Origin of the sequence: Marivita sp. (genome assembly GCF_965656765.1) — a bacterium.
Classification (GTDB): domain Bacteria; phylum Pseudomonadota; class Alphaproteobacteria; order Rhodobacterales; family Rhodobacteraceae; genus Marivita.
Genome location: NZ_CBFHLV010000009.1, coordinates 1 through 20,413, shown reverse-complemented (window position 1 = coordinate 20,413; position 20,413 = coordinate 1). Strand labels below are relative to the sequence as shown.

The window sequence follows — 20,413 nt, the reverse complement described above, 5'->3', positions numbered from 1 at the left end:
CCATCTCGGGGATATTCCCGATTTAGAACCATTCTAAGAAGCCTGAGTGAAGCTGTCAAGATTGACGGACGGCTGCACCAGACCGCAATCAGGAGCCACCACCGCCTATGCCCGAGGTGATTTTTCCCGGACCCGAAGGCCGCCTCGAAGGCCGCTATCATCCCCAAAAAGAAAGCGATGCACCGATCGCGATCATCCTGCACCCGCACCCGCAATTCGGCGGCACGATGAACAACAAGGTGGTCTACAACCTGCACTACGCCTTCTACAACATGGGCTTCACCGTGCTGCGCTTCAACTTCCGCGGTGTGGGACGAAGTCAGGGCGAATATGATCAGGGCATTGGTGAGCTTAGCGATGCAGCTTCTGCGCTCGATTACCTGCAATCGATGAACAACAACTCCAAGCATTGCTGGGTTGCAGGTTTCAGCTTCGGCGCGTGGATCGGCATGCAGCTTTTGATGCGCCGTCCCGAGATCACAGGATTCATCTCGGTTTCGCCACCTGCCAATATGTATGACTTCTCATTCCTGGCGCCCTGCCCGTCTTCGGGCCTGATCATCAACGGCACCGGTGACCGGGTCGCGCCGCCAGCGGACACGACCTCTCTGGTCGGCAAACTGGCCGAGCAAAAAGGCATCACCGTCACGCACACAGAAATCGAAGGCGCGGATCACTTCTTCAAAGAGCCTCACATGGACACGATGATCGACCATGTAAGCACCTATGTGAAACGCCGCCTCACTGAAAACAGTCGCTAAGGATACGCCGCATGTCGATGGTTCAAGACCTCGCTGAAAAGCTCGCCGACGACACGCTCAAAGCGATGAAGCATCTCGATGATGATCGTTTTTTCATGGAAGTCGCGGCCGAGCTTGGGGCCGCGTCGACCACTCTGGAAGAGGCGTTCCTGACCGCGATTCGAGTGCGCATGGCCGAACGTAAGGCTCGTGCCTTTATCCGCGCACGGATCGAAGGCCAAAAGAAAGACGAAAACTTCGGGCGCTAGCCGCTCTGGTTTCAACACGTCAGAGGTGTCATGTCCCGACTGGACCAGCAAATGGCGTTCCTCACCGAAGCGGATCGCCTGAAATCCATCTTGCGCGCCACCACGCTTTGTGACGGGTCGCGAATGGAAAACAGTGCCGAGCATTCCTGGCACATCGCACTTTATGCGCTGGTCCTGTCCGAACATGCAGAACAGCGGCTGGAGACCAGTAAAATCATCAAGATGCTTTTGCTGCATGATCTGGTTGAGATCGATGCGGGCGATGCACCTGTTTTTGGCGATCACGATACAGACGCCTTGGCGCTTCAGGAACAAGCTGCTGCAGACCGCATTTTTGGCTTGCTGCCCGATGATCAGGCAAAGAGCTTTCGTGCGATCTGGGACGAATTCGAGGCCAACGAAACCCCCGAAGCGCAATTCGCAAAATCCATCGACCGGATGCAGCCGCCGATGCAAAACCTTGCCTCGGGCGGCGGATCATGGATCGACTACAACGTGACATATGACCGGTTTGCCGACCGTATTGGCCCTAAGATCAACAAAGGTGCGCCAAAAATCTGGGCGTGGCTGCAGCCGAAAGTGGCCGCATTTTTTGCAGATCGCAGCTGATACGCTTTGGACCTCGCACCGCAGCACAACATCGCCTAGGGTGAACCCATGTCAGATATTTCGCATCAACGCACCCTGCTGCTGACCGGCGCAAGCCGGGGCATCGGCCATGCCACCGTCAAGAAGTTCGCGGCCGAAGGCTGGCGCGTGATCAGCTGTTCGCGGCAGGCCTTTTCGCCCGACTGCCCGTGGCCCGGCGGAGAGCGCAATCATATTCAGGTTGATCTTGCCGATCCTCAACAGACAATGGAGGCCGTGAGGACAGTGAAAGAGCGTCTGGACGGTGGGCGGCTCGATGCTCTGGTGAACAATGCAGGGATTTCGCCGAAAGGGCCCGACGGCGAACGTCTGAGCACGCTAGACACCGATTTGCGCGATTGGGGGAAAGTGTTTCATGTCAATTTCTTCGCTTCGGTTGTTCTTGGACGTGGGTTGAAAGACGAACTGGCCCAGGCCCAGGGGTCAATTGTCAATGTTACGTCCATCGCAGGCGCCCGCGTACATCCGTTTGCAGGTGCCGCCTATGCCACCTCTAAGGCAGCGCTCGCAGCATTAACGCGGGAAATGGCGCATGATTTCGGCCCCTTGGGTGTGCGCGTGAACGCAATTGCACCGGGAGAGGTCGAGACCAGCATTCTAAGCGAAGGGACAGACAAAATCGTTGAAAAGTTGCCAATGCGCCGTCTTGGTCAACCTCAGGAAGTGGCGGATGTGATCTATTTCCTGTGCTCAGGGCAAAGCGGATATGTCACAGGCACCGAGATCGAAGTAAACGGCGGCCAGCACGTGTGACACCACAATACACAAGAACCCCAGAATTTTATGGTCAGCCCCAAGATTATTCGTACGAATAATCTTAAACCCTCCGACAAATCCATATGAGGATTCGGTAAACAGCGGCCTAATGGCGCCCTAAAAATGAATTGCCCGCCCCCAGGCATCCAAAACACTTTCATGCATCATCTCTGACAGCGTCGGGTGCGGGAATACCGTCTGCATCAGGTCTTCCTCGGTCGTCTCCAACTGCCGCCCGACGACATACCCCTGAATCAATTCCGTCACTTCCGCACCCACCATATGAGCCCCCAAGAGCGCACCTGTTTTCGCATCGAACACCGTCTTGATCATTCCTTCTGGCTCACCCAGAGCAATCGCCTTGCCGTTGCCGATAAACGGAAAACGTCCGACTTTGATCTCGTAGCCTTTGTCCTGTGCCTGCGCTTCGGTCAGACCGACGCTGGCCACCTGCGGTTGGCTATACGTACAGCCCGCAATGCTGTCCGGTTCAACCGCGTGCGGATGTCCGCCAGCGATCAATTCGGACACCATGACACCCTCGTGGCTCGCTTTGTGCGCCAGCCACGGTGCGCCAGCGATGTCGCCAATTGCATACACGCCATCAACCCCAGTACGGCAATGCGGGTCGGTCACGACATGGGTGCGGTCCACCTTTACACCCAACGCCTCTAGTCCCAGCCCTTCGGTATTGCCGACGATGCCAACAGCGGAAATGACGGTGTCGAACTCTTCCTTGGTGATCTTGCCACCCACTTCGATATGGGCAGTGACCTTGCCTTTGCCGCGATCCAATTGTTTGACCATCGCCTTTTCGCGGATTTTCATGCCCTGCTTTTCGAATTGTTTCTTTGCGAAATCGCTGATCTCGCCATCTTCCACAGGCAGGATCCGATCCATGACTTCGACCACTGTCGTGTCGGCACCCAGAGTGTTGTAAAAGCTGGCGAATTCGATGCCGATCGCGCCTGAGCCGATGACCAATAGTTTTTTGGGCATTCGATCGGGCACCAGCGCGTGTTTGTAGGTCCAGACCAGGTCGCCATCTGCCTCAAGCCCCGGCAATTCGCGGGCGCGAGCGCCGGTGGCGATGATGATGTTCTTGGATATCAGGTCTTCCATCCCCTTGTCGGTCTTAACCTGAACCTTGCCCTTGCCGGGGATCGTGGCGGTGCCCATGAACACCGAGACCTTGTTCTTTTTGAGCAGATGCCCAACCCCGGAATTGAGTTGTTTGGCAATCCCGCGCGAGCGTTTGACGACAGCGTCGAGATCATATCCGATGCCTTCGGCCTTGAGCCCGAATTCCTTGGCGCGGTGCATCAGGTGGAAAACTTCTGACGTGCGCAGCATCGCCTTGGTGGGAATACAGCCCCAGTTGAGGCAGATGCCACCAAGATGTTCGCGTTCGATGATCGCGACGTTCAACCCAAGCTGCGCGCCCCGGATGGCGGCGACATAGCCGCCGGGGCCTGCACCGATCACGATCATATCGAAGCTCTTGCTCATCGCCTGCTTTCCTCCCTCAAGGTCAGGTTCAAAGCAAAGCGTAGGCGAAAGCGAAAGGGCTCACAATGGGGTGTGCGCAAGTAGGTCCGGATCGGTCCAAATGTTTCGCGCGCGAAACAATGGGTAAAGAACACTGACCGTTTAACCTTTTGTTAAGGCGTGGAATTCAGGCCTCAGCCTTCTTTTCCCAGCGCCCCGATTCCTCGGACCAATACTGCGCCGAACACCCTGCACCCGTCAGGCTGCGCCATTGGCCGCGTGCCACATCGACAGCTGCCGGGTCATTGCCATCAAACAACACACAGACGCGTTCCAACTGCTGCACCTCGTCTGCTGTCACATCGGCACCGTCCACTGTCATCAGGCAGTGTGGGCTGTTGGCCGCTTGCGGTGACAAAGTAAGCAACACAGGCTGTGCCGCGTCGTGCGGCCCGCCTGCGACCCCGTGTGGCAGGAACCCCTCCTCGGGTCCCAGCCACAGCTTTTGATCCAACCAATCCATCCGTGCAGCATCTGTTCCCCGCACCGCGACCCGCCAGCCTGCGCCAAGCGCCTTGCCCAAGAGCATGGGCAAGGTCGCCTCGAGCGGCTTTTGCGTCAAGTGATAGAAATAGGCCGCACCCATGGATCAGTCTGTGACCTCGAACTTGTCCGCGATCAGCCGGTCGAGTGCGCGCACACCCCAGCCTGTGGCCCCTTTGGGTGACATGTCGAGATCAGTTTTGACGTGGGCCACACCTGCGATATCGAGGTGGATCCAGGGTGTTTCCTCTTTCACGAACCGTTTGAGAAACTGCGCGGCCGTAATCGATCCAGCCGGACGGCCACCGACGTTTTTCATATCAGCGACAGGTGATTTGAGCATATCATCGTAAGCTTGGCCCAGTGGCATCCGCCATGCGCCTTCGGTTTCGGTTTCCGCCGCTTTGAGGAATGCGTTCGCAAGCGGGTCGTCGTTGGAATAAACAGCCGCGTTTTCGTGTCCGAGTGCAATGATGCAAGCCCCCGTGAGGGTGGCAAGGTCGATCATTGCGGCGGGTTTCACCGATTCCTGTGCGTGCCACATCACGTCGCAAAGCACCAAGCGTCCTTCGGCGTCGGTGTTTATGACTTCGATTGTGTCGCCCTTCATAGAGGTGACAACATCACCAGGGCGCACGGCATTGCCAGAAGGCATGTTTTCGACGAGCCCCACCATGCCAACGACATTTGCCTTAGCCTTGCGTTTGGCGATGGCGTGCATGACGCCCGCAACCACACCTGCGCCGCCCATGTCCATCGTCATATCTTCCATGCCCCCCGCCGGTTTGAGCGAGATGCCACCGGTGTCGAACACAACGCCTTTGCCAATCAGCGCCAATGGCGCGTCATCTTTTGCTCCACCGTTCCAGCGCATGACGACCACCTTGGAGGGGCTGTCAGATCCCTGTCCGACGCAGAGCAACGCCCCCATGCCGAGCTTGGCAAGCTGCTTTTCTTCCAGCACTTCAACCTCGACTCCTAAAGAGTTCAGGGCTTCGAGCCGCTTTGCAAATTCGGTTGTGGTCAAAACGTTCGCGGGTTCGTTCACCAAATCGCGGGTGAAATGCACGCCTTCAGCGACGGCAAGGCGTGGGGCAGCCGCTGCTTCGGCCTCGTCTGGTTTAGCACACATAAGCGTGGCCAGCCCCAAGGCGTCGCCCTTTTTCGTTTTGTGGTCGTCAAAGCCGTAGCCGCGCAGGGCAAGGCCAAGCGCGATTTCTTCAGGATACCGCGTTCCTTCTACCAGTGCAGTGAGTTCGGATGCGCCAGCAGCCACCGCGAGTGTTGCACCAGCCTTGCGCGCCAAATCCTGCGAGGGACGCCGAGACAGCTTGACCAGATCAACTGTGTCGGCCTCTAGCCCGGCGGGCCAAGCCAGCGACATGACCTTGCCCTCGGACAGCTTGTCCCACGCCTCAGACGTGGTTGCGCGGGCGATGGCCCCCTTGGCCAAGCGATTCAAGCGCCGTGCGCCTGCGGTGAGTTTCAGATCAGGGGTGATAAAGACGGCAATCCGGCCTTTGGCTGTTGCCAAAGCGTCAAGATCTACCGGCTGGAAGGTCAGTGCGCGAAGTTCCGCCATGTTCTGCTCCGTATGATGCGATTGTCATAGGGGTAGCGCCCGTGCGCGCGGTTGACCAGAGGCGGGTTTTCCCGCAAACCCTAGGGTGTGGGGCATGCTGCTCCACTCTATGTCGTGTGAAGGGGTCTGTTGTGCCGAGATTCGACAGATACATGCTGTCGCAACTCATGGTCCTCTTTGGGTTCTTCTCGCTTGTTCTGGTGGCCGTGTATTGGGTCAACCGCGCTGTGGTGCTTTTTGATCGATTGATCGCCGATGGCCATTCAGCAGGGGTTTTTCTTGAATTCACTGCGCTTAGCCTGCCCAGCGTGATCGCACTGGTGCTGCCGATGGCGTCATTTGCCGCCGCTGTTTATGTCACCAACAGGCTTATGGGCGATTCTGAGCTGACCGTGGTGCAAGCCACCGGGTACAGCCCATGGCGACTGGCAAGGCCGGTGTTCTTTTTTGGCGTGATCGTGGCGTTGATGCTTTCGGCGCTGACGCATTTTCTGGTGCCTGCGTCTGTGGCGCAGCTGAAAGAGCGCGAGGTTGAGATTTCCGGATCGGTTAGCGCGCGGCTCTTGCGTGAAGGGGCGTTCTTGCATCCCGGACCGGGGGTTACGTTCTTCATCCGCGACATCACTCCCGAAGGTGAATTGCGGGACGTGTTCCTTTCGGATCGCAGGCAAGATGACCGCGAAGTGACCTATACCGCCGAACGCGCCTATGTGGTGCAAGGTGACAGCGGCCCGCGATTGGTGATGATCAGTGGCTTGGCGCAAACATTACGGATCGAAACCGGGGCGCTATCGACAACGCTGTTTCAGGATTTCACATATGATATCAGCACGTTGATCGTACAGAACCAAAATCTTAACTTGCGACCCAGGCATTTGGCCACGTGGGATCTGATCACCCGCCCGCAAGAAATGGCTGCGTTCGTTGATGTTCCCATCGCGCGCATCAACGAAGAACTGCACAGCCGCTTTCAGAACGCCCTTTTGGGGCTGGTCGCGGCCTTGATCGGATTTTCCACGCTTCTCACAGGAAGCTTTAGCCGGTTCGGCGTCGGGCGGCAGATTGTGGTGGCGATTTTCCTGCTGGTGGTCGTGAAACTGGTGGAAAGTGCGGTCACCGATCCAAGCCGCAACAATCCAATGCTGTGGCCGCTTGTGTACCTGCCGTCTGTCGTGGGCTTGGCGATTGTGGGGATTGTTCTGCACCTTGCCGCGCGTCCATTTAGACAACCGCGTCATGCGAGTGTCACGGAGGCCTCGGCATGACGTTGCACCTGTATTTTGCCAAACGGTTCCTTTGGACGTTTCTTGCAATTTTCGGGATCTTTTTCCTGTTTCAGGTGCTGCTTGATCTGGTGGAACAAATACGGCGGCTCGACAATTCTGTGAGCTTTGGCGAGGTCATGAAGCTGACGCTGCTCAACACGCCTGAAGGCATGTATCAAATCCTACCGCTGGTCATGATCCTGTCGTCCATCGCACTGTTCGTGGCGTTGGCGCGGTCTTCCGAACTTGTGGTGGCGCGAACTGCGGGGCGTTCGGGCATGGCGGCACTGGTGGGGCCGCTCTTGGTTGCTGCAACGATTGGGGGGCTTGCGGTGGCAATGGGCAACCCGATCGTGGCGGCAACATCGAAAGCCTATTCCGATCTGCGCGAAACCTATCGCAACGGAGGCACATCGGCGCTGTCAATCGGGGCCGAAGGCCTGTGGTTGCGGCAATCCGATCCTCGTGGCCAAACAGTGATCCGCGCGGCGCGGGCGAACCCCAATGGGACTGTTCTTTATGACGTGATGTTCGTGGCTTATGCCGAAGGCGGCGGGCCTGTCCGGCGGATTGAGGCTGCAGAGGCGGAGCTGGTTGAAGGGGCCTGGACGTTGCGCGACGCCAAGGTTTGGCCTTTGGTGGCAGGTGTGAACCCAGAGACCAATTCGGTGCTGCATGACGAATTGACGGTATCTTCCACCCTGACTGAGGACAGCATCAAGGACCGGTTCGGGCGGCCTTCTGCAATCTCGGTCTGGGAGTTGCAGGGATTTATCACCGATCTTGAAGACGCCGGGTTCTCAGCACGCCGTCATGCGGTGTGGTTGCAGATGGAACTGGCGCGGCCAGTGTTTCTGATCTCAATGGTGTTGATCGGCGCGGCGTTTACGATGCGGCACAGTCGTATGGGCGGCACGGGTATCGCCGTTTTGTCAGCGGTTCTCCTAGGGTTTTCGTTGTATTACGTGCGAAACTTCGCGCAGATCCTTGGTGAAAACGGGCAATTGAACCCGTTGGCCGCAGCTTGGGTACCACCGATGGCGTCGATCCTTTTGGCGCTTGGTTTGATCCTGCACAGGGAGGACGGATGATGTTGCGCTCTGTTCTGGCCTGTGTTCTGGCATTGGTCATAATCACAAACCCGGCCACCGCGCAATCGAGTGACGTGGTGTTGTTGGCGGATCAGGTGTTGGTCCAGCAAGGCGGCGATACACTGGTGGCAACAGGCAACGTGGAAGCTTTGCATCAAGGCACGCGCCTGACCGCGTCGAGCGTGATTTACAACCGGGCGGACAACACGCTGGATATCCAAGGGCCGATCCGGATCACCCAGCCGAATGGCGATGTGCTGACCGCGACGCAGGCCGAACTGGATCAGGGGTTTCAGAACGGCCTTCTAGAAAGCGCGCGCTTTGTATTGGAGGAACAGCTACAAATCGCATCTGCACGGGCAGCCCGGGTGCAAGGGCGCTACACGGCAATGAGCCAGGTGGCCGCGACCTCGTGTCAGGTGTGTGGCAGCGAGGGACCACCGCTTTGGGCCATTCGGGCCAGCCGCGTCGTACATGATGCCGAAGAGCGGCAGATTTACTTCGACGATGCGCAATTGCGCGTTTTAGGCGTGCCGGTGTTCTATATCCCGCGGATGCGCCTGCCCGATCCAACGCTAGAGCGCGCGCGTGGATTTCTGATCCCCGAACTAAAGACTTCGACTTTGCTGGGGTTCGGGATCAAACTGCCCTACTTCATCCCAATTGGGGATCATGCAGATTTGACGTTGACGCCATATATCTCGCCGATCACCCGAACGCTGGAGTTGCGGTATCGCCAGGCGTTCCGCACGGGCGACATCACCGTTAACGGTGCGATCAGCCGGGACAATCTGGAAAGCGGTGAGGCGCGTGGATTGTTCTTTGCCGAAGGCGCTTTTCGTCTGCCCCGCGATTTTCGGCTGTCCTTTGATATCGAAGCGGTGAGCGACGACTCGTATCTCAACGACTACAACAGTGACTTCAAGAAAGACCGTTTGGACAGCGCAATAACGCTGTCGCGCAGCAAGCGGGACAGTTTCCTGTCGATCGGCGCGATCCATTACGAAAGCCTGACCGACGGCGAAAACAATGCCACGCAGCCAACGATCATCGGTGATTTGCGCTACAACCGCCGTTTCTTTCCCAAGCGGGTTGGTGGCGAGGTCCGGTTGGGATTCCAGTTACATGGACATTACCGCTATTCCAATACAGACACCGATGGGACCGATGCTGACAGCGTGGTCGATGGTCGCGATGTTGCGCGGGCCAATCTGGACCTCAGCTGGCGGGATCGATGGACCTTGCCCGGCGGTCTACGCGCAGGTGCACTGGCACAGCTTTGGGTCGATCAATTCATCGTGGATCAGGATATCACCGCCGAAGGGGACTATACCGAAGTGACGCCTGCCGCATCGGTGGAATTGCGCTGGCCCTTTGTGAAAAAGACCGCATCCGGTGCGCGGGTGCTGGTTGAACCGATCGTCCAGGTGGGCTGGATCGGCGGCGAACGGTCGGGTGTGCCCAATGACGAAAGCACACGAGTCGAGTTCGATGAAGGAAATCTGCTGTCGCTGTCGCGTTTTCCCGCCCCTGACCGCCGCGAACGCGGGGTGATCGGGGCCGCAGGGTTGCGCTGGATGCGCCAAGACCCTGAAGGTTGGCGCGCCTCGTTTGCAGTGGGCCGAGTCTGGCGCGAAGACCTTGACGAAGACCTGTCGCGGTCCTCGGGGTTGGATAGTGAGTCGTCGGACTGGCTTGTCGCCGGGCAGTTTGCGCACCAGACCGGGCTGCAGCTTTTGGCGCGTGGGCTTTATGATAGCGGCGAGACGCGGTTTACCAAGGCCGAGATGACGGCAAACGTCACCAGCGACCGGTATAGTCTTGGGGCGTCCTATATCCTGCTAACCACCGACCCGGCAGAAGACCGGGACGATGCGCAGTCGCAATGGCGCGTGAATGGGCGTTACAACGTTGACCGCAACTGGACTGCGACAGGCAACACCCGTTACGATATCGCTGAAGGGCAGTTCCTGAATGCAGGGATCGGCGCAGAATACCGCAATGAATGTGTCGCGGTGGACTTTTCGGTCTCGCGCAGCTTTGCCTCTTCCACTAATCTTGAACCATCTACCGATTTTGGCCTGACCGTCGCGCTGACTGGCTTCAGCACAGGCGGCAGCGGCAAGGAGTACCGCCGTTCATGCAGCTACTGAACACGTCCATCCGCAAACTCAGCGCTTTGGCTTTAGGCGTGACGCTGGCCTTTGGGCCGGTCGCAGCCCCAGCACAGAACCTTTTTGCACCGGTTATTCGCGTCAATGACAGCGTGGTGACAGCTTATGAGCTGGAACAACGCGCTCGTATGTTGACCGTGCTCAACGCACCGGGCAATGCGCAAGAACTGGCGCGCGAGCAGTTGGTCGACGACCGTCTGCGCATTCAGGCCGCCGAGGCAGCCGGGATCGTGCCTTCGCCCGAAGAAGTTCTGGACGGCATGACCGAATTTGCAGGCCGCGCCAACCTGAGCCGCGATGAGTTTATTCAGGCGCTTGAGGGCAGCGGTGTTTCGGCCCAGACGTTTCGCGACTTCGTGCGCGCCGGCTTAAGCTGGCGGCTGCTCGTGCAAGCGCGATTTGCCGGGCGCGTGAACTTGACAGAGGACGAGATCGACCGCGCATTGGGGGCCTCTGGAGGATCATCGGTGCGTGTTTTGCTGTCGGAATTGATCATGCCCGCCCCGCCCGCCGAGGCCGAGGCCGTGCGCGCTCGTGCCGAACGTATCAGCCAAACCACGTCAGTTGCCGAATTCTCGGCGCAGGCCCGTCAGTACTCCGCAACATCCAGCCGTGGTGCAGGTGGCCGTTTACCGTGGCAGAACCTTGACGATTTGCCCCCAGTGCTGCGCCCGCTGGTGTTGGCGCTGGCCCCGGGGGAAGTGACCGATCCGATCCCGATCCCGAACGCCGTGGCGCTGTTCCAGCTTCGCGATATCGAAGAGACCGGGTTCACACCGCCCAGCTATTCAGCGATCGAATACGCAGCCTATTATTTGCCGGGTGGCCGGTCGGACGCGACCTTGGCCCAAGCCCGCGTACTCGCCAGTCAGGTAGATCGTTGTGACGATCTGTATGGTGTCGCGCAAGGGCAGCCAGAGAATGTGCTGGACCGTCAGGCGCTGCCGCCGGGTGAAATTCCCACAGATATCGCGTTCGAGCTGTCAAAGCTTGACCCGGGCGAAGTGTCCACGGCGCTGACCCGGTCGAATGGTCAGACGCTGGTGTTCCTTATGCTATGCGGACGCACCGCCGAGATGAATGATGATGTGGATCGTGATCAATTCGCGCTTGGGCTTCGCAATCAGCGCCTTCAATCGTTGGCCGAAAGCTATCTGTCGCAACTGCGCGCAGACGCCCGTATCGTCACGCAATGACAGCGGCCCCTGTAGCCCTGACCATCGGGGAACCTGCCGGGATTGGACCCGAGCTTGCCGCGATGGCATGGGATGCGTTGCGTGGTGAGGTGCCATTTTTCCTGATCGGGGATCCAGCGCATTTACCTGCGGGCACAGACTGGGTCGAAATTGCAGCACCCGACGAGGTGTCAGCCCAAGGCAGCGCCCTGCCCGTACTGCCACATGCGTTTGATGGCCCGCGTTCCCCCGGTACTGCGCAGCCTGCCCATGCCAAGGGCGTGATCGCGGCCATCGAACGTGCAGTTGCGCTGGCGGCTTGTGGCAAGGCGAGCGGTTTATGCACATTGCCGATCCACAAGCAGGCTTTGCAGGAAGGGGCAGGGTTTGGCTTTCCGGGCCATACGGAATTTCTGGCACATCTGTGCGACACTGGCGATGTGGTGATGATGCTTGCAGGCCCTGATTTACGGGTTGTTCCGGTGACCATCCATATCCCGCTGAATGAGGTCAAAATCGCCCTGACGCCAGATTTGCTGGAGGCACGGATTCGCATCACGCACACAGCGCTTCAAACGCAGTTCGGGATCGCGGAACCCCGGCTCGCAGTGGCGGGTTTGAACCCGCATGCAGGTGAAGGGGGGCGCATGGGACGCGAAGAGATCGACGTGATTGCGCCGACGCTGGATCGGTTGCGGGCCACCGGTATGCAGATCGCGGGCCCCCTGTCAGCCGACACGATGTTCCATGCAGAAGCGCGGACGGGGTACGACGCGGCGATTTGCATGTATCACGATCAAGCGCTCATCCCGATCAAGACGCTAGATTTCGACCGGGGTGTGAATGTCACTTTGGGGCTGCCCATCATTCGTACGTCACCCGACCATGGCACGGCGTTTGACATAGCAGGCACCGGGCAGGCCAATCCAACTTCGACCATTGAGGCGCTACGGATGGCATGGCGACTGGCGAACGCGGCCACCTGAGGGGAGCGCGTGTGGATAGGACAGAGTTTGCATATTTTTGAAAAGAAGAAGCAGTGGGTCGGCGCGATGAACCGAGGATTTCATGGCAGTCATTGATTCCCTTCCCCCACTGCGCGATGTGATCGCGACGCATGGTTTGAGCGCGAAGAAGGCGCTGGGGCAGAACTTTCTGCTCGACCTGAACTTGACCGCCAAGATCGCACGGCAAGCGGGCGATTTAACCGGTATGGATGTGCTTGAAGTCGGCCCCGGCCCTGGTGGTTTGACACGCGGGTTATTGGCAGAAGGGGCGCGCAAAGTCTTGGCGGTGGAAAAAGACCCGCGCTGCCTGCCCGCTTTGGCCGAGATTGCCGAGGCCTACCCCGGGCGGCTGGAGGTGGTTGGTGGCGACGCACTTGAGGTCAACGCATTGGAGCGGTTGACGCCGCCCATCGCGATCTGTGCCAACCTGCCCTACAATGTGGGCACTGAATTGCTGGTGCGATGGCTGACCCCGGCTGAGTGGCCGCCGGTTTGGACTTCGCTGACTCTGATGTTCCAGAAAGAGGTGGCGCAGCGCATTGTCGCAAAACCGGGCGACAAAGCTTATGGGCGGCTGGCGGTGTTCGCCCAGTGGCGCTGTGATGCGCATATCGCGATGCATCTGCCGCCAGAGGCATTCAGCCCGCCGCCAAAGGTGAGTTCTGCCGTGGTGCATCTGCGCGCCCTACCCGCGCCTCGATTCGAGGCAGATGCGAAGGTTCTGGAACGGGTGGTCGCGGCCGGGTTCAATCAGCGGCGCAAGATGCTACGCGCCTCGTTGAAAGGGCTGTCACCTGATATCGAGGATCATCTGAATGCTGTGGGTATCCCACCCACAGAACGCGCCGAACGTGTCTCAGTCGAGGCGTTCTGCGCGTTGGCACGGCGCTTGGCTTAGCCAAGCTTTGTGAGTGCTGGGATGGCAAACGTCGAGGCCAAATAGGCCCAACCGACGCCACACACATTACTCGGCGGCGTCTGGTGTCTTTTGCTCTGCCTCAGCCGGGGCGTCTTTTTGTTCAGCCTTGGGTTCGGGCTTTTTGCGCGGTTTGCGCGGCGCACGGGGTTTCTTTGGCTTTTCCTCGGCTTTCGCTTCGGGTGTTTCCACGAGGCCAGTATCGGACGCACCGTTTGATGTATCGACAACATCAGGCTGCGGTGCGTTGGCCGGATCGGAGGTTTGGGCCTGCGCCGGCGCATCCTGTTGCGTCTGCTGCTGATCGTTGCGCTGAGGGCGTTCGGCATCGCGTTGCTGCTGACGTTCGCGGTTCTCGCGCTCCTGCTGCTCGCGACGGGCGTCTTGTTCACGCTGTGCTTCGCTCAGCAGGCGCATGTAATGTTCAGCGTGCTGTTGGAAGTTTTCCGCATTCACGCGATCATTGCTCAATTGAGCGTCCCGCGCGAGTTGGTTGTACTTGTCGATAATCTGTTGCGGCGTACCACGCACCTTTCCTTCGGGGCCTGAACTGTCGAACACACGGTTGACGACATTTCCTACCGAATTCGGGCGATTGCGGTTATTCTTATTCCGCGAACGTTTGTTTGAAGAACGCATCTGTAACTTTCCAGCCTTCTTTCAGCTGTTTTTGCGATTGCTGTGTGCGCTTTGTGCGCGGGTCTTGTGCAATTGCATCCATGTAAGGGCTTAACAACCACGCGAGAGGGGTATAACCCTGCCTCGACCGCTGTGGTGTACCTGAGTAATCATGTCCGACCGTTGCTTACAAGCATAATTTACCACAAATGCTTCGGATTCTGCCGATCACTGGTCGGTTTGCGGCAGGAATGCGCCACATACCACGCGATCGCGGCCATTGAGGTCTTTTTGGGTGCTGACATTGCTCAATCCGTTGGCAGTAAAAAGCGCGGTCACGGCAGCCGCTTGTGTCGGTCCAATTTCGACCATCAAACGGCCCTTGGGCGTCATGTGGCGCAAGGCATTGCGGGTTATAGCGCGATAGGCGGACAGACCGTCCTGTTCGTCTGTAAGCGCCATGCGCGGCTCGTGGGAAAGTTCGGGGGCAAGCCCGGCCATTTCGTCCAGCGCGATATAGGGCGGATTGGACACGATCAGATCGTACGTACCAGTTACGTCCGAAAACCAGTCAGACATTGTCCAAGACACGCGATCCGCGACCCCGACTTTGTCCGCGTTGCGTTTTGCCACACCAAGCGCTGCAGCTGAGACATCGGTTCCGGTCCCATGCGCACCAAGGCGTTCGTGCAAAAGTGAGATCAGGATACAGCCGGATCCGGTGCCAAGGTCCAACACAGTTTGGAATGACTGTGTCAGTGCCGCCTCGACCAGCGTTTCGGTATCCGGGCGCGGATCAAGCACATCAGGCGTGACCTCAAAGTCATGCATCCAGAATGCGCGTTTGCCGATGATATGGCTTATTGGTTCGCGTTGAACGCGGCGCTGGATCAGGTGTTGCAGTTGGGCGATCTGATCATCGGTCAATTCTGTCCACGGGGGGGCGTCGCCTTGTACGATATCCATCAGCACGCTGGCATCGCGTGCGGCACTTGGAGACCCGGCGATCTCAAGTTGCCGACGGGCGTCTTGAAGCGCCTCTTTTGGATCGTGGGTCACGTCATTTCAGCCAGCATCGTGGCCTGTGCATCTGCGGTCAACGCGTCGATGATATCGTCCAGATCACCTGCCATCACTGCGTCGAGCTTGTAGAGCGTCAGGCCAATGCGATGGTCCGTCAGACGGCCTTGCGGGAAGTTGTACGTGCGGATGCGTTCGGATCGATCGCCACTGCCCACCTGGGATTTGCGGTCAGCTGAACGTTCGGCATCAACCTTCTGTCGCTCCATGTCGAACAGACGCGTGCGCAAGACCTGCATGGCAATCTCGCGGTTGCGATGTTGGGATTTTTCGGAACTGGTGACGACAATTCCGCTGGGAATGTGGGTGATCCGCACCGCCGAATCGGTGGTGTTGACGTGCTGTCCCCCCGCGCCAGAGCTGCGCATGGTGTCGATGCGAAGGTCGTTTGTGTTGATCTGGATATCCACATCCTCGGCCTCGGGCAGAACGGCCACGGTGGCGGCAGATGTGTGGATGCGCCCACCTGACTCTGTCTCGGGTACGCGTTGAACGCGATGCACGCCGGATTCGTATTTGAGCCGGGCGAACACGTCTGATCCAGTGATATGGGCCGTCACGTCCTTTATGCCGCCGATTTCCGTGGATTGTTCTTCTATTATCTCGAAGCGCCAGCCCTGCGCCTCGGAATAGCGTTGGTACATGCGCAAAAGATCACCGGCGAATAACGCAGCCTCTTCGCCACCGGTGCCGGGGCGGATTTCGAGCATGGCTGGCCGCGCATCGGCTTTGTCTCGAGGCAAGAGCGCCAGTTGAAGGGCGTGTTCAACCTCTGGCAAGCGCGCCTTGAGGTCGGGAAGTTCCTCTTGAGCCAGTTCGCGCATTTCCGGATCGTCCAGCATCGCTTGTGCATCCGCGATATCGGCGCGGATCTGCTTCCATTCGGTGATTTGCTCCACCACGGGGCGCAGGTCAGAGTATTCCTTGCCCAGTGCCGCAATATCGCCTGACCCTTCGGCCATCTGGGCCTCAAGGTATTCAAAACGCGATGTGATCTGGTGCAGGCGGTCTTCTGGGATCATGCGGTTCTGTCGGACATCCGAAGCGGACGGTCAATAGCGTGTTGAGGTTTGCGGAGGAAATGGTTTGCCAGAAAGATGTGTTTCAGCGGATTTCGGGCGCAAACCGTTTGGTGCAGCTTCTTTCGACTTGGACCATTTGGTTGGACTGCGCTGACGTCCATTTTGTTTTGACCGCTGGTCTTGCATCGCACAAACTTTGGTTTCCGCAAGCCGAGGGGTGGAACCGCCGTGAAAGATGAATTCTTTGGCAATGACGATCAACGTGCCGTGTTGCGACGTGGGAGAGCGATGGCGGCTTTGCTAGGGCAAGACCGGCGCTATAGTTATTACGGGCGTACGGTGGGTCTTGTCGGAGTGGAGGACGGCGACACTGAGCTACTCGCTGCCTTGGCAATCGCACAGGGAAACGCAGCTTATGGTGCCGTCCCATCGACCCAAGTCGATGCCATCAAGACGTCGTTGGCGGCGCAAGACTTGGTGCCAGTGCAGTATGACAAATGGCAGGGGTCAGGGTCTGCCATCCGGGCGGCGCAAAGGATTGTTTCGACACATACGCTTCCGGACGACCTGACGATGAGACAACTGGATCGATCAACGCCACACGGCTATTTGGACTCCCTTGCTGAAATGGCGTTGGGCTGTGGTGTTCTACCGCTTTGCGGAGAGGCCTTGCGCGGCCTTTTTCGGCCTGCCGTGTGCTTGGTGGCCGTAGACCCGACCTCTAAGGTCGTGTCTTGCGCGGCGTCATCTGCTTTTGCTCACGAAGATCATCCGGAACATGGCAAGCAGGCATGGTGGGGGATGCTTGCCACTGACCCCGAGCGACGTGGGCAACGCCTGTCGCTTATTCTTGGAGCGCACGCGTTACTTCAGATGGAGGCCCTGTTTGGGTTTGGTGATTTCATGACCGGAGTTGAGCCGGGAAATGCGCCATCCGAATCCGTTTGCGCCAAAATGGGTCTTGCGCGAGGGGATACTTCAATCATCGGGTGCGCTGATCCGCGAGCCTTGGCCGGCGGGCGCATGACCAAATAGGCTCTGGGCCAGACACAAACTGCAAGCTGCGTCGTCTGGAACTATTGTACCGACAACCGCTTGAGCCAACCGTCCACGCGCGCCTTATTCACGCCCATGTCGGACTGCCCAAAGCGCAGCCGGGCGAAGAGCTCGAGGACATCGTTGTTCTGCATGACTGTGGTATAATCGGGAAAGCCCATCCACTGCGAACGCGTGATGTAGGTGACTTTGCCCTCTTCCACGCTGCCTGCCAGTACTTCGGTGCGCGGCGTGGCAAGGATGATGCGGTCCAGTTCGGCAAAATTGCCCTCTTCGGCAGGTATGCGACGGCGCACGCCACCGGCCAAATCCTGATCCGCAGTCACCTTGGGGTCCACATGCCAAACGGCGGGATCGGACGGGGCAAGCCTGATCCACGCCAAACCCGCAACCACAATCAAAACCACCGCCCAGAAAAACACTTTCACGACGTCCTTATCCTTGCCTCGACGGGGCACCTGCCCCTTGACCACCTGAACTGAACTTTAGGCGCGGCGAGTCCACCCCCAGAGCGACAGAATCTCTGTCGCCACATGGGCGCCCGCAATTGCCGTTGCGCCCGTAGTATCGAAAGGTGGGCTGACTTCAACCACATCACCGCCCATCAATTCAATCCCGGCGATATTCCGCAGGATCACCGCCATATCCGCGCTGGACGGACCGCCCCAGACAGGCGTGCCCGTGCCCGGGGCAAAGGCAGGGTCAAGGCAGTCAATGTCGAAGGTGAGGTATGTCGGGTAATCCTTTAGGATTTCGCAGATTTGTTCGGCCACTGCCTCGGGCCCCATGCGGTGCATTTCGCGGGCATCGATAATGTTGAAACCCAGAGTGTCCGGGTTGTCGGTGCGGATACCGACCTGAACCGAGCGGCTTGGGTCCACAAGCCCAAGCTTGACCGCTTTGTAAAGGAACGTACCGTGGTCGATCCGGTCCATGTCGTCGTCAGTCCATGTGTCGGTGTGGGCGTCAAACTGAAGCAAGGAGAGTGGTCCGTATTTCTCGGCATAGGCCTCAAGGATCGGCAGCGTGATGTAGTGATCCCCCCCAAGCGTGACTGTCGCCGTGTCAGTCGCAAGTATACCAGCAATATGCGATTTGAGCGTTTCAGGAAATTCCGACGTCTTGGCGTAGTCAAAGGCCAGATCGCCGTAATCCGCAATCGCGAATTCTTCGAGCACATTGTACCCCCAGCCATAGGGCATGTCGTATGGCTGAAGCGAAGACGCCTCGCGGATCGCCCGCGGACCGAAGCGGGTACCCGTTCGATTGGTCACAGCTTGGTCGAACGGCACGCCAGTGATGGCGACATCCACGTGACTTAGGTCCTTGGTGTATCTGCGCCGCAAAAACGATGTGGCCCCGGCAAAGGCATTCTCGAAACTCGCACCTTTGAGGTCATCGCGGGTAAACGCATGGTCGATCTGGGTTTTCGCGTCTTCAAGCGCCATCGGTTACACTCCATGCCGGGTTTCAATGAGGCGCGCGAAAAAGGACGCGCCAATCGTCGCGACGTCGTCGTTGAAATCGAACGCTGGATGGTGACAGGACGGACCGACCCCCTGCCCCAAAAACAGAAACGCCCCCGGGCGCGCTTCGAGCATATAGGAGAAATCCTCGGCACCCATTTCCGGTCTGAGATCCGTCACAGTCTTGGCCTCGCCAACCACGTCTTTGGCCACGCGACCCGCGAATTCAGCCTGTGCCGCGTGATTAACCGTCGCGGGATAGTTCCGCACGTAATCCACCTCGACCTCGACACCATAGCTGGCAGCTTGCCCTTGGGCGATCTCGGAAACCCGCTGTTCGACCATATTGCGCAAAGCGGGATCAAAGCTGCGCACGGTGCCAGACATGCTGACCGTTTCAGGGATAATATTTGTAGCTGTCCCTCCCGAGATCATGGTCAGTGACACAACAAGCGGCAAGAGCGGATCGGTGTTGCGCGACACGATCGTCTGCAACGCCTGACCGATGGCCAAGGCACAGGGCATTGGGTCTTTACAGGCCGAGGGATACGCCCCGTGGCCGCCAACACCGCGCACAGTGATATGAAAATCATCCACCGCCGCCATGATCGGACCCGGCGTTGTGCGCAACTGCCCTTCCTCGGAAAACGGATCGGTGTGCAGGGCATAGACCTCTTCGATGCCAAAGCGGTCCATCATGCCTTCTTCGACCATGATGCGCCCGCCACCTAGTGTTTCTTCGGCTGGCTGAAAGATAAGGGCCACTGTGCCTTTGAAATTGCGGGTCTCTGCCAGATAGCGCGCAGCGCCCAAGAGCATCGTTGTATGCCCGTCATGACCGCAGGCATGCATCTTGCCGGGAATGATCGAGGCCCATTCAGCGCCGGTCCTTTCATCCATCGGCAGCGCATCCATGTCCGCGCGCAGACCTGTCACCGGGCCGTCTCCCTGCCCGTGGATCAGCGCCACCAAACCGGATTGCGCGATGCCTTCGTGGATTTCATCAACGCCAAACTCTTTGAGACGCTCAACAACAAAGGTGGCTGTTTCGTAGCAATCAAGGCTCAACTCCGGATGCATATGCAGATGTCGCCGCCAGGTCTTCATGTCCTCGGCGTAGTCGCCGATCCGGTTGATGATGGCCATGTCTGGACTCCCCTGCCGCGATACCGCATCCCTGCATCTAATCCCGAAGCACGGAGGCCTGCAATGTCCGATGACCTGATCCACGATCCCAAGGGGGGGATGCCCCGACTGCTTGAGATCATGCGCCGCCTGCGCGACCCTGAAACCGGTTGCCCATGGGACATTGAACAGGATTTCGCGTCGATTGCCCCCTACACGATCGAAGAAGCCTATGAGGTGGCAGATGCTATTGAGCGCGAGGCCTGGGATGACTTGAAGGGCGAATTGGGCGACCTTCTGCTGCATTCGGTTTATCATACCCAGATGGCAGAAGAGGCGGGCATGTTCAGATTTGATGATGTCGCAAATGCGATCAGCGACAAGATGGTCGC

21 protein-coding genes are annotated in these 20,413 nt (G+C 58.5%); 12 read left to right on the top strand and 9 right to left on the bottom strand.

Going from position 1 to position 20,413, the window contains the following annotated elements; translation table 11 throughout:
* Positions 1–107 precede the first annotated feature (107 nt).
* Genes ACTG4M_RS04450 through ACTG4M_RS04435 form a run of 4 tightly spaced genes read left to right on the top strand, consistent with a single transcriptional unit; the run spans position 108 to position 2,410 of the window.
* The gene (locus tag ACTG4M_RS04450; protein WP_439122432.1) at positions 108–761 is read left to right on the top strand and encodes an alpha/beta hydrolase; all 654 of its coding nucleotides are present in this window, start codon (positions 108–110) and stop codon (positions 759–761) included.
* An 11-nt stretch (positions 762–772) separates the two neighbouring features.
* Complete coding sequence (locus ACTG4M_RS04445) at positions 773–1,009, top strand: hypothetical protein (protein WP_439122431.1); 237 nt, start codon at positions 773–775, stop codon at positions 1,007–1,009.
* Positions 1,010–1,039: 30 nt separating this feature from the next.
* Positions 1,040–1,618, top strand: a complete 579-nt coding sequence (locus tag ACTG4M_RS04440) for an HD domain-containing protein (protein ID WP_439122430.1) — start codon at positions 1,040–1,042, stop codon at positions 1,616–1,618.
* 48 nt (positions 1,619–1,666) lie between these two features.
* The gene (locus ACTG4M_RS04435) at positions 1,667–2,410 is read left to right on the top strand and encodes an SDR family NAD(P)-dependent oxidoreductase (protein WP_439122429.1); all 744 of its coding nucleotides are present in this window, start codon (positions 1,667–1,669) and stop codon (positions 2,408–2,410) included.
* 120 nt (positions 2,411–2,530) lie between these two features.
* Here the strand turns inward: ACTG4M_RS04435 and lpdA are convergent, their stop codons facing one another.
* The 3 genes from lpdA to ACTG4M_RS04420 form a co-directional block, all read right to left on the bottom strand.
* Complete coding sequence (lpdA, locus tag ACTG4M_RS04430) at positions 2,531–3,922, bottom strand: dihydrolipoyl dehydrogenase (RefSeq protein WP_439122428.1); 1,392 nt, start codon at positions 3,920–3,922, stop codon at positions 2,531–2,533.
* Between the two features lie 166 nt (positions 3,923–4,088).
* Positions 4,089–4,547 carry a DNA polymerase III subunit chi gene (locus ACTG4M_RS04425; protein WP_439122427.1) on the bottom strand — a complete coding sequence of 153 codons (459 nt, stop codon included), beginning with the start codon at positions 4,545–4,547 and terminating at the stop codon, positions 4,089–4,091.
* A gap of 3 nt (positions 4,548–4,550) precedes the next feature.
* On the bottom strand, positions 4,551–6,026 hold the full coding sequence (locus tag ACTG4M_RS04420) for a leucyl aminopeptidase (protein WP_439122426.1): 1,476 nt from the start codon (positions 6,024–6,026) through the stop codon (positions 4,551–4,553).
* Positions 6,027–6,178: 152 nt separating this feature from the next.
* Between ACTG4M_RS04420 and lptF the strand changes: the two genes are divergently transcribed.
* The 6 genes from lptF (at position 6,179) to rsmA (ending at position 13,636) form a co-directional block, all read left to right on the top strand.
* Entirely contained in the window at positions 6,179–7,291 is a 1,113-nt protein-coding gene (lptF, locus tag ACTG4M_RS04415) for an LPS export ABC transporter permease LptF (RefSeq protein WP_439122482.1), read from the top strand.
* Positions 7,288–8,382, top strand: a complete 1,095-nt coding sequence (lptG, locus tag ACTG4M_RS04410; protein ID WP_439122425.1) for an LPS export ABC transporter permease LptG — start codon at positions 7,288–7,290, stop codon at positions 8,380–8,382. Before lptF ends, lptG begins: the two co-directional genes overlap by 4 nt.
* Positions 8,379–10,535 (top strand): LPS-assembly protein LptD, encoded by a 2,157-nt coding sequence (locus ACTG4M_RS04405; protein WP_439122424.1) that lies wholly within the window; start codon positions 8,379–8,381, stop codon positions 10,533–10,535. Before lptG ends, ACTG4M_RS04405 begins: the two co-directional genes overlap by 4 nt.
* The gene (locus ACTG4M_RS04400) at positions 10,523–11,752 is read left to right on the top strand and encodes a peptidylprolyl isomerase (RefSeq protein ID WP_439122423.1); all 1,230 of its coding nucleotides are present in this window, start codon (positions 10,523–10,525) and stop codon (positions 11,750–11,752) included. Before ACTG4M_RS04405 ends, ACTG4M_RS04400 begins: the two co-directional genes overlap by 13 nt.
* Positions 11,749–12,717 (top strand): 4-hydroxythreonine-4-phosphate dehydrogenase PdxA, encoded by a 969-nt coding sequence (gene pdxA / locus ACTG4M_RS04395; protein ID WP_439122422.1) that lies wholly within the window; start codon positions 11,749–11,751, stop codon positions 12,715–12,717. The genes ACTG4M_RS04400 and pdxA overlap by 4 nt, the downstream gene beginning before the upstream one ends.
* An 82-nt stretch (positions 12,718–12,799) precedes the next feature.
* On the top strand, positions 12,800–13,636 hold the full coding sequence (gene rsmA / locus ACTG4M_RS04390; protein ID WP_439122421.1) for a 16S rRNA (adenine(1518)-N(6)/adenine(1519)-N(6))-dimethyltransferase RsmA: 837 nt from the start codon (positions 12,800–12,802) through the stop codon (positions 13,634–13,636).
* A 66-nt stretch (positions 13,637–13,702) separates the two neighbouring features.
* Here rsmA and ACTG4M_RS04385 read toward each other — a convergent pair whose 3' ends face one another.
* The 3 genes from ACTG4M_RS04385 to prfA all read right to left on the bottom strand — a co-directional run bounded on the left by ACTG4M_RS04385 (position 13,703) and on the right by prfA (position 16,374).
* Positions 13,703–14,293 carry a DUF4167 domain-containing protein gene (locus ACTG4M_RS04385; RefSeq protein ID WP_439122420.1) on the bottom strand — a complete coding sequence of 197 codons (591 nt, stop codon included), beginning with the start codon at positions 14,291–14,293 and terminating at the stop codon, positions 13,703–13,705.
* 207 nt (positions 14,294–14,500) lie between these two features.
* A complete protein-coding gene (prmC, locus tag ACTG4M_RS04380) occupies positions 14,501–15,331 on the bottom strand; it encodes a peptide chain release factor N(5)-glutamine methyltransferase (RefSeq protein ID WP_439122419.1) in 831 nt (276 codons plus the stop codon).
* The gene (gene prfA / locus ACTG4M_RS04375; RefSeq protein WP_439122418.1) at positions 15,328–16,374 is read right to left on the bottom strand and encodes a peptide chain release factor 1; all 1,047 of its coding nucleotides are present in this window, start codon (positions 16,372–16,374) and stop codon (positions 15,328–15,330) included. Before prfA ends, prmC begins: the two co-directional genes overlap by 4 nt.
* Before the next feature lie 228 nt (positions 16,375–16,602).
* Here prfA and ACTG4M_RS04370 point away from each other — a divergent pair, with 228 nt between their 5' ends.
* The gene (locus tag ACTG4M_RS04370) at positions 16,603–17,409 is read left to right on the top strand and encodes an N-acetyltransferase (RefSeq protein ID WP_439122417.1); all 807 of its coding nucleotides are present in this window, start codon (positions 16,603–16,605) and stop codon (positions 17,407–17,409) included.
* A 41-nt stretch (positions 17,410–17,450) separates the two neighbouring features.
* On the opposite strand, the gene ACTG4M_RS04365 is transcribed toward ACTG4M_RS04370, so the two are convergent.
* The 3 genes from ACTG4M_RS04365 to ACTG4M_RS04355 form a co-directional block, all read right to left on the bottom strand.
* A complete protein-coding gene (locus ACTG4M_RS04365; RefSeq protein WP_439122481.1) occupies positions 17,451–17,852 on the bottom strand; it encodes a DUF1499 domain-containing protein in 402 nt (133 codons plus the stop codon).
* Between the two features lie 63 nt (positions 17,853–17,915).
* Positions 17,916–18,878 (bottom strand): agmatinase, encoded by a 963-nt coding sequence (gene speB, locus ACTG4M_RS04360; RefSeq protein WP_439122416.1) that lies wholly within the window; start codon positions 18,876–18,878, stop codon positions 17,916–17,918.
* A gap of 3 nt (positions 18,879–18,881) precedes the next feature.
* The gene (locus ACTG4M_RS04355) at positions 18,882–20,042 is read right to left on the bottom strand and encodes a M20 aminoacylase family protein (RefSeq protein ID WP_439122415.1); all 1,161 of its coding nucleotides are present in this window, start codon (positions 20,040–20,042) and stop codon (positions 18,882–18,884) included.
* Between the two features lie 63 nt (positions 20,043–20,105).
* On the opposite strand from ACTG4M_RS04355, the gene ACTG4M_RS04350 reads away from it, so the two are divergent.
* Positions 20,106–20,413: MazG nucleotide pyrophosphohydrolase domain-containing protein (locus tag ACTG4M_RS04350; RefSeq protein WP_439122414.1), on the top strand; the 308-nt coding region annotated here is incomplete at its 3' end.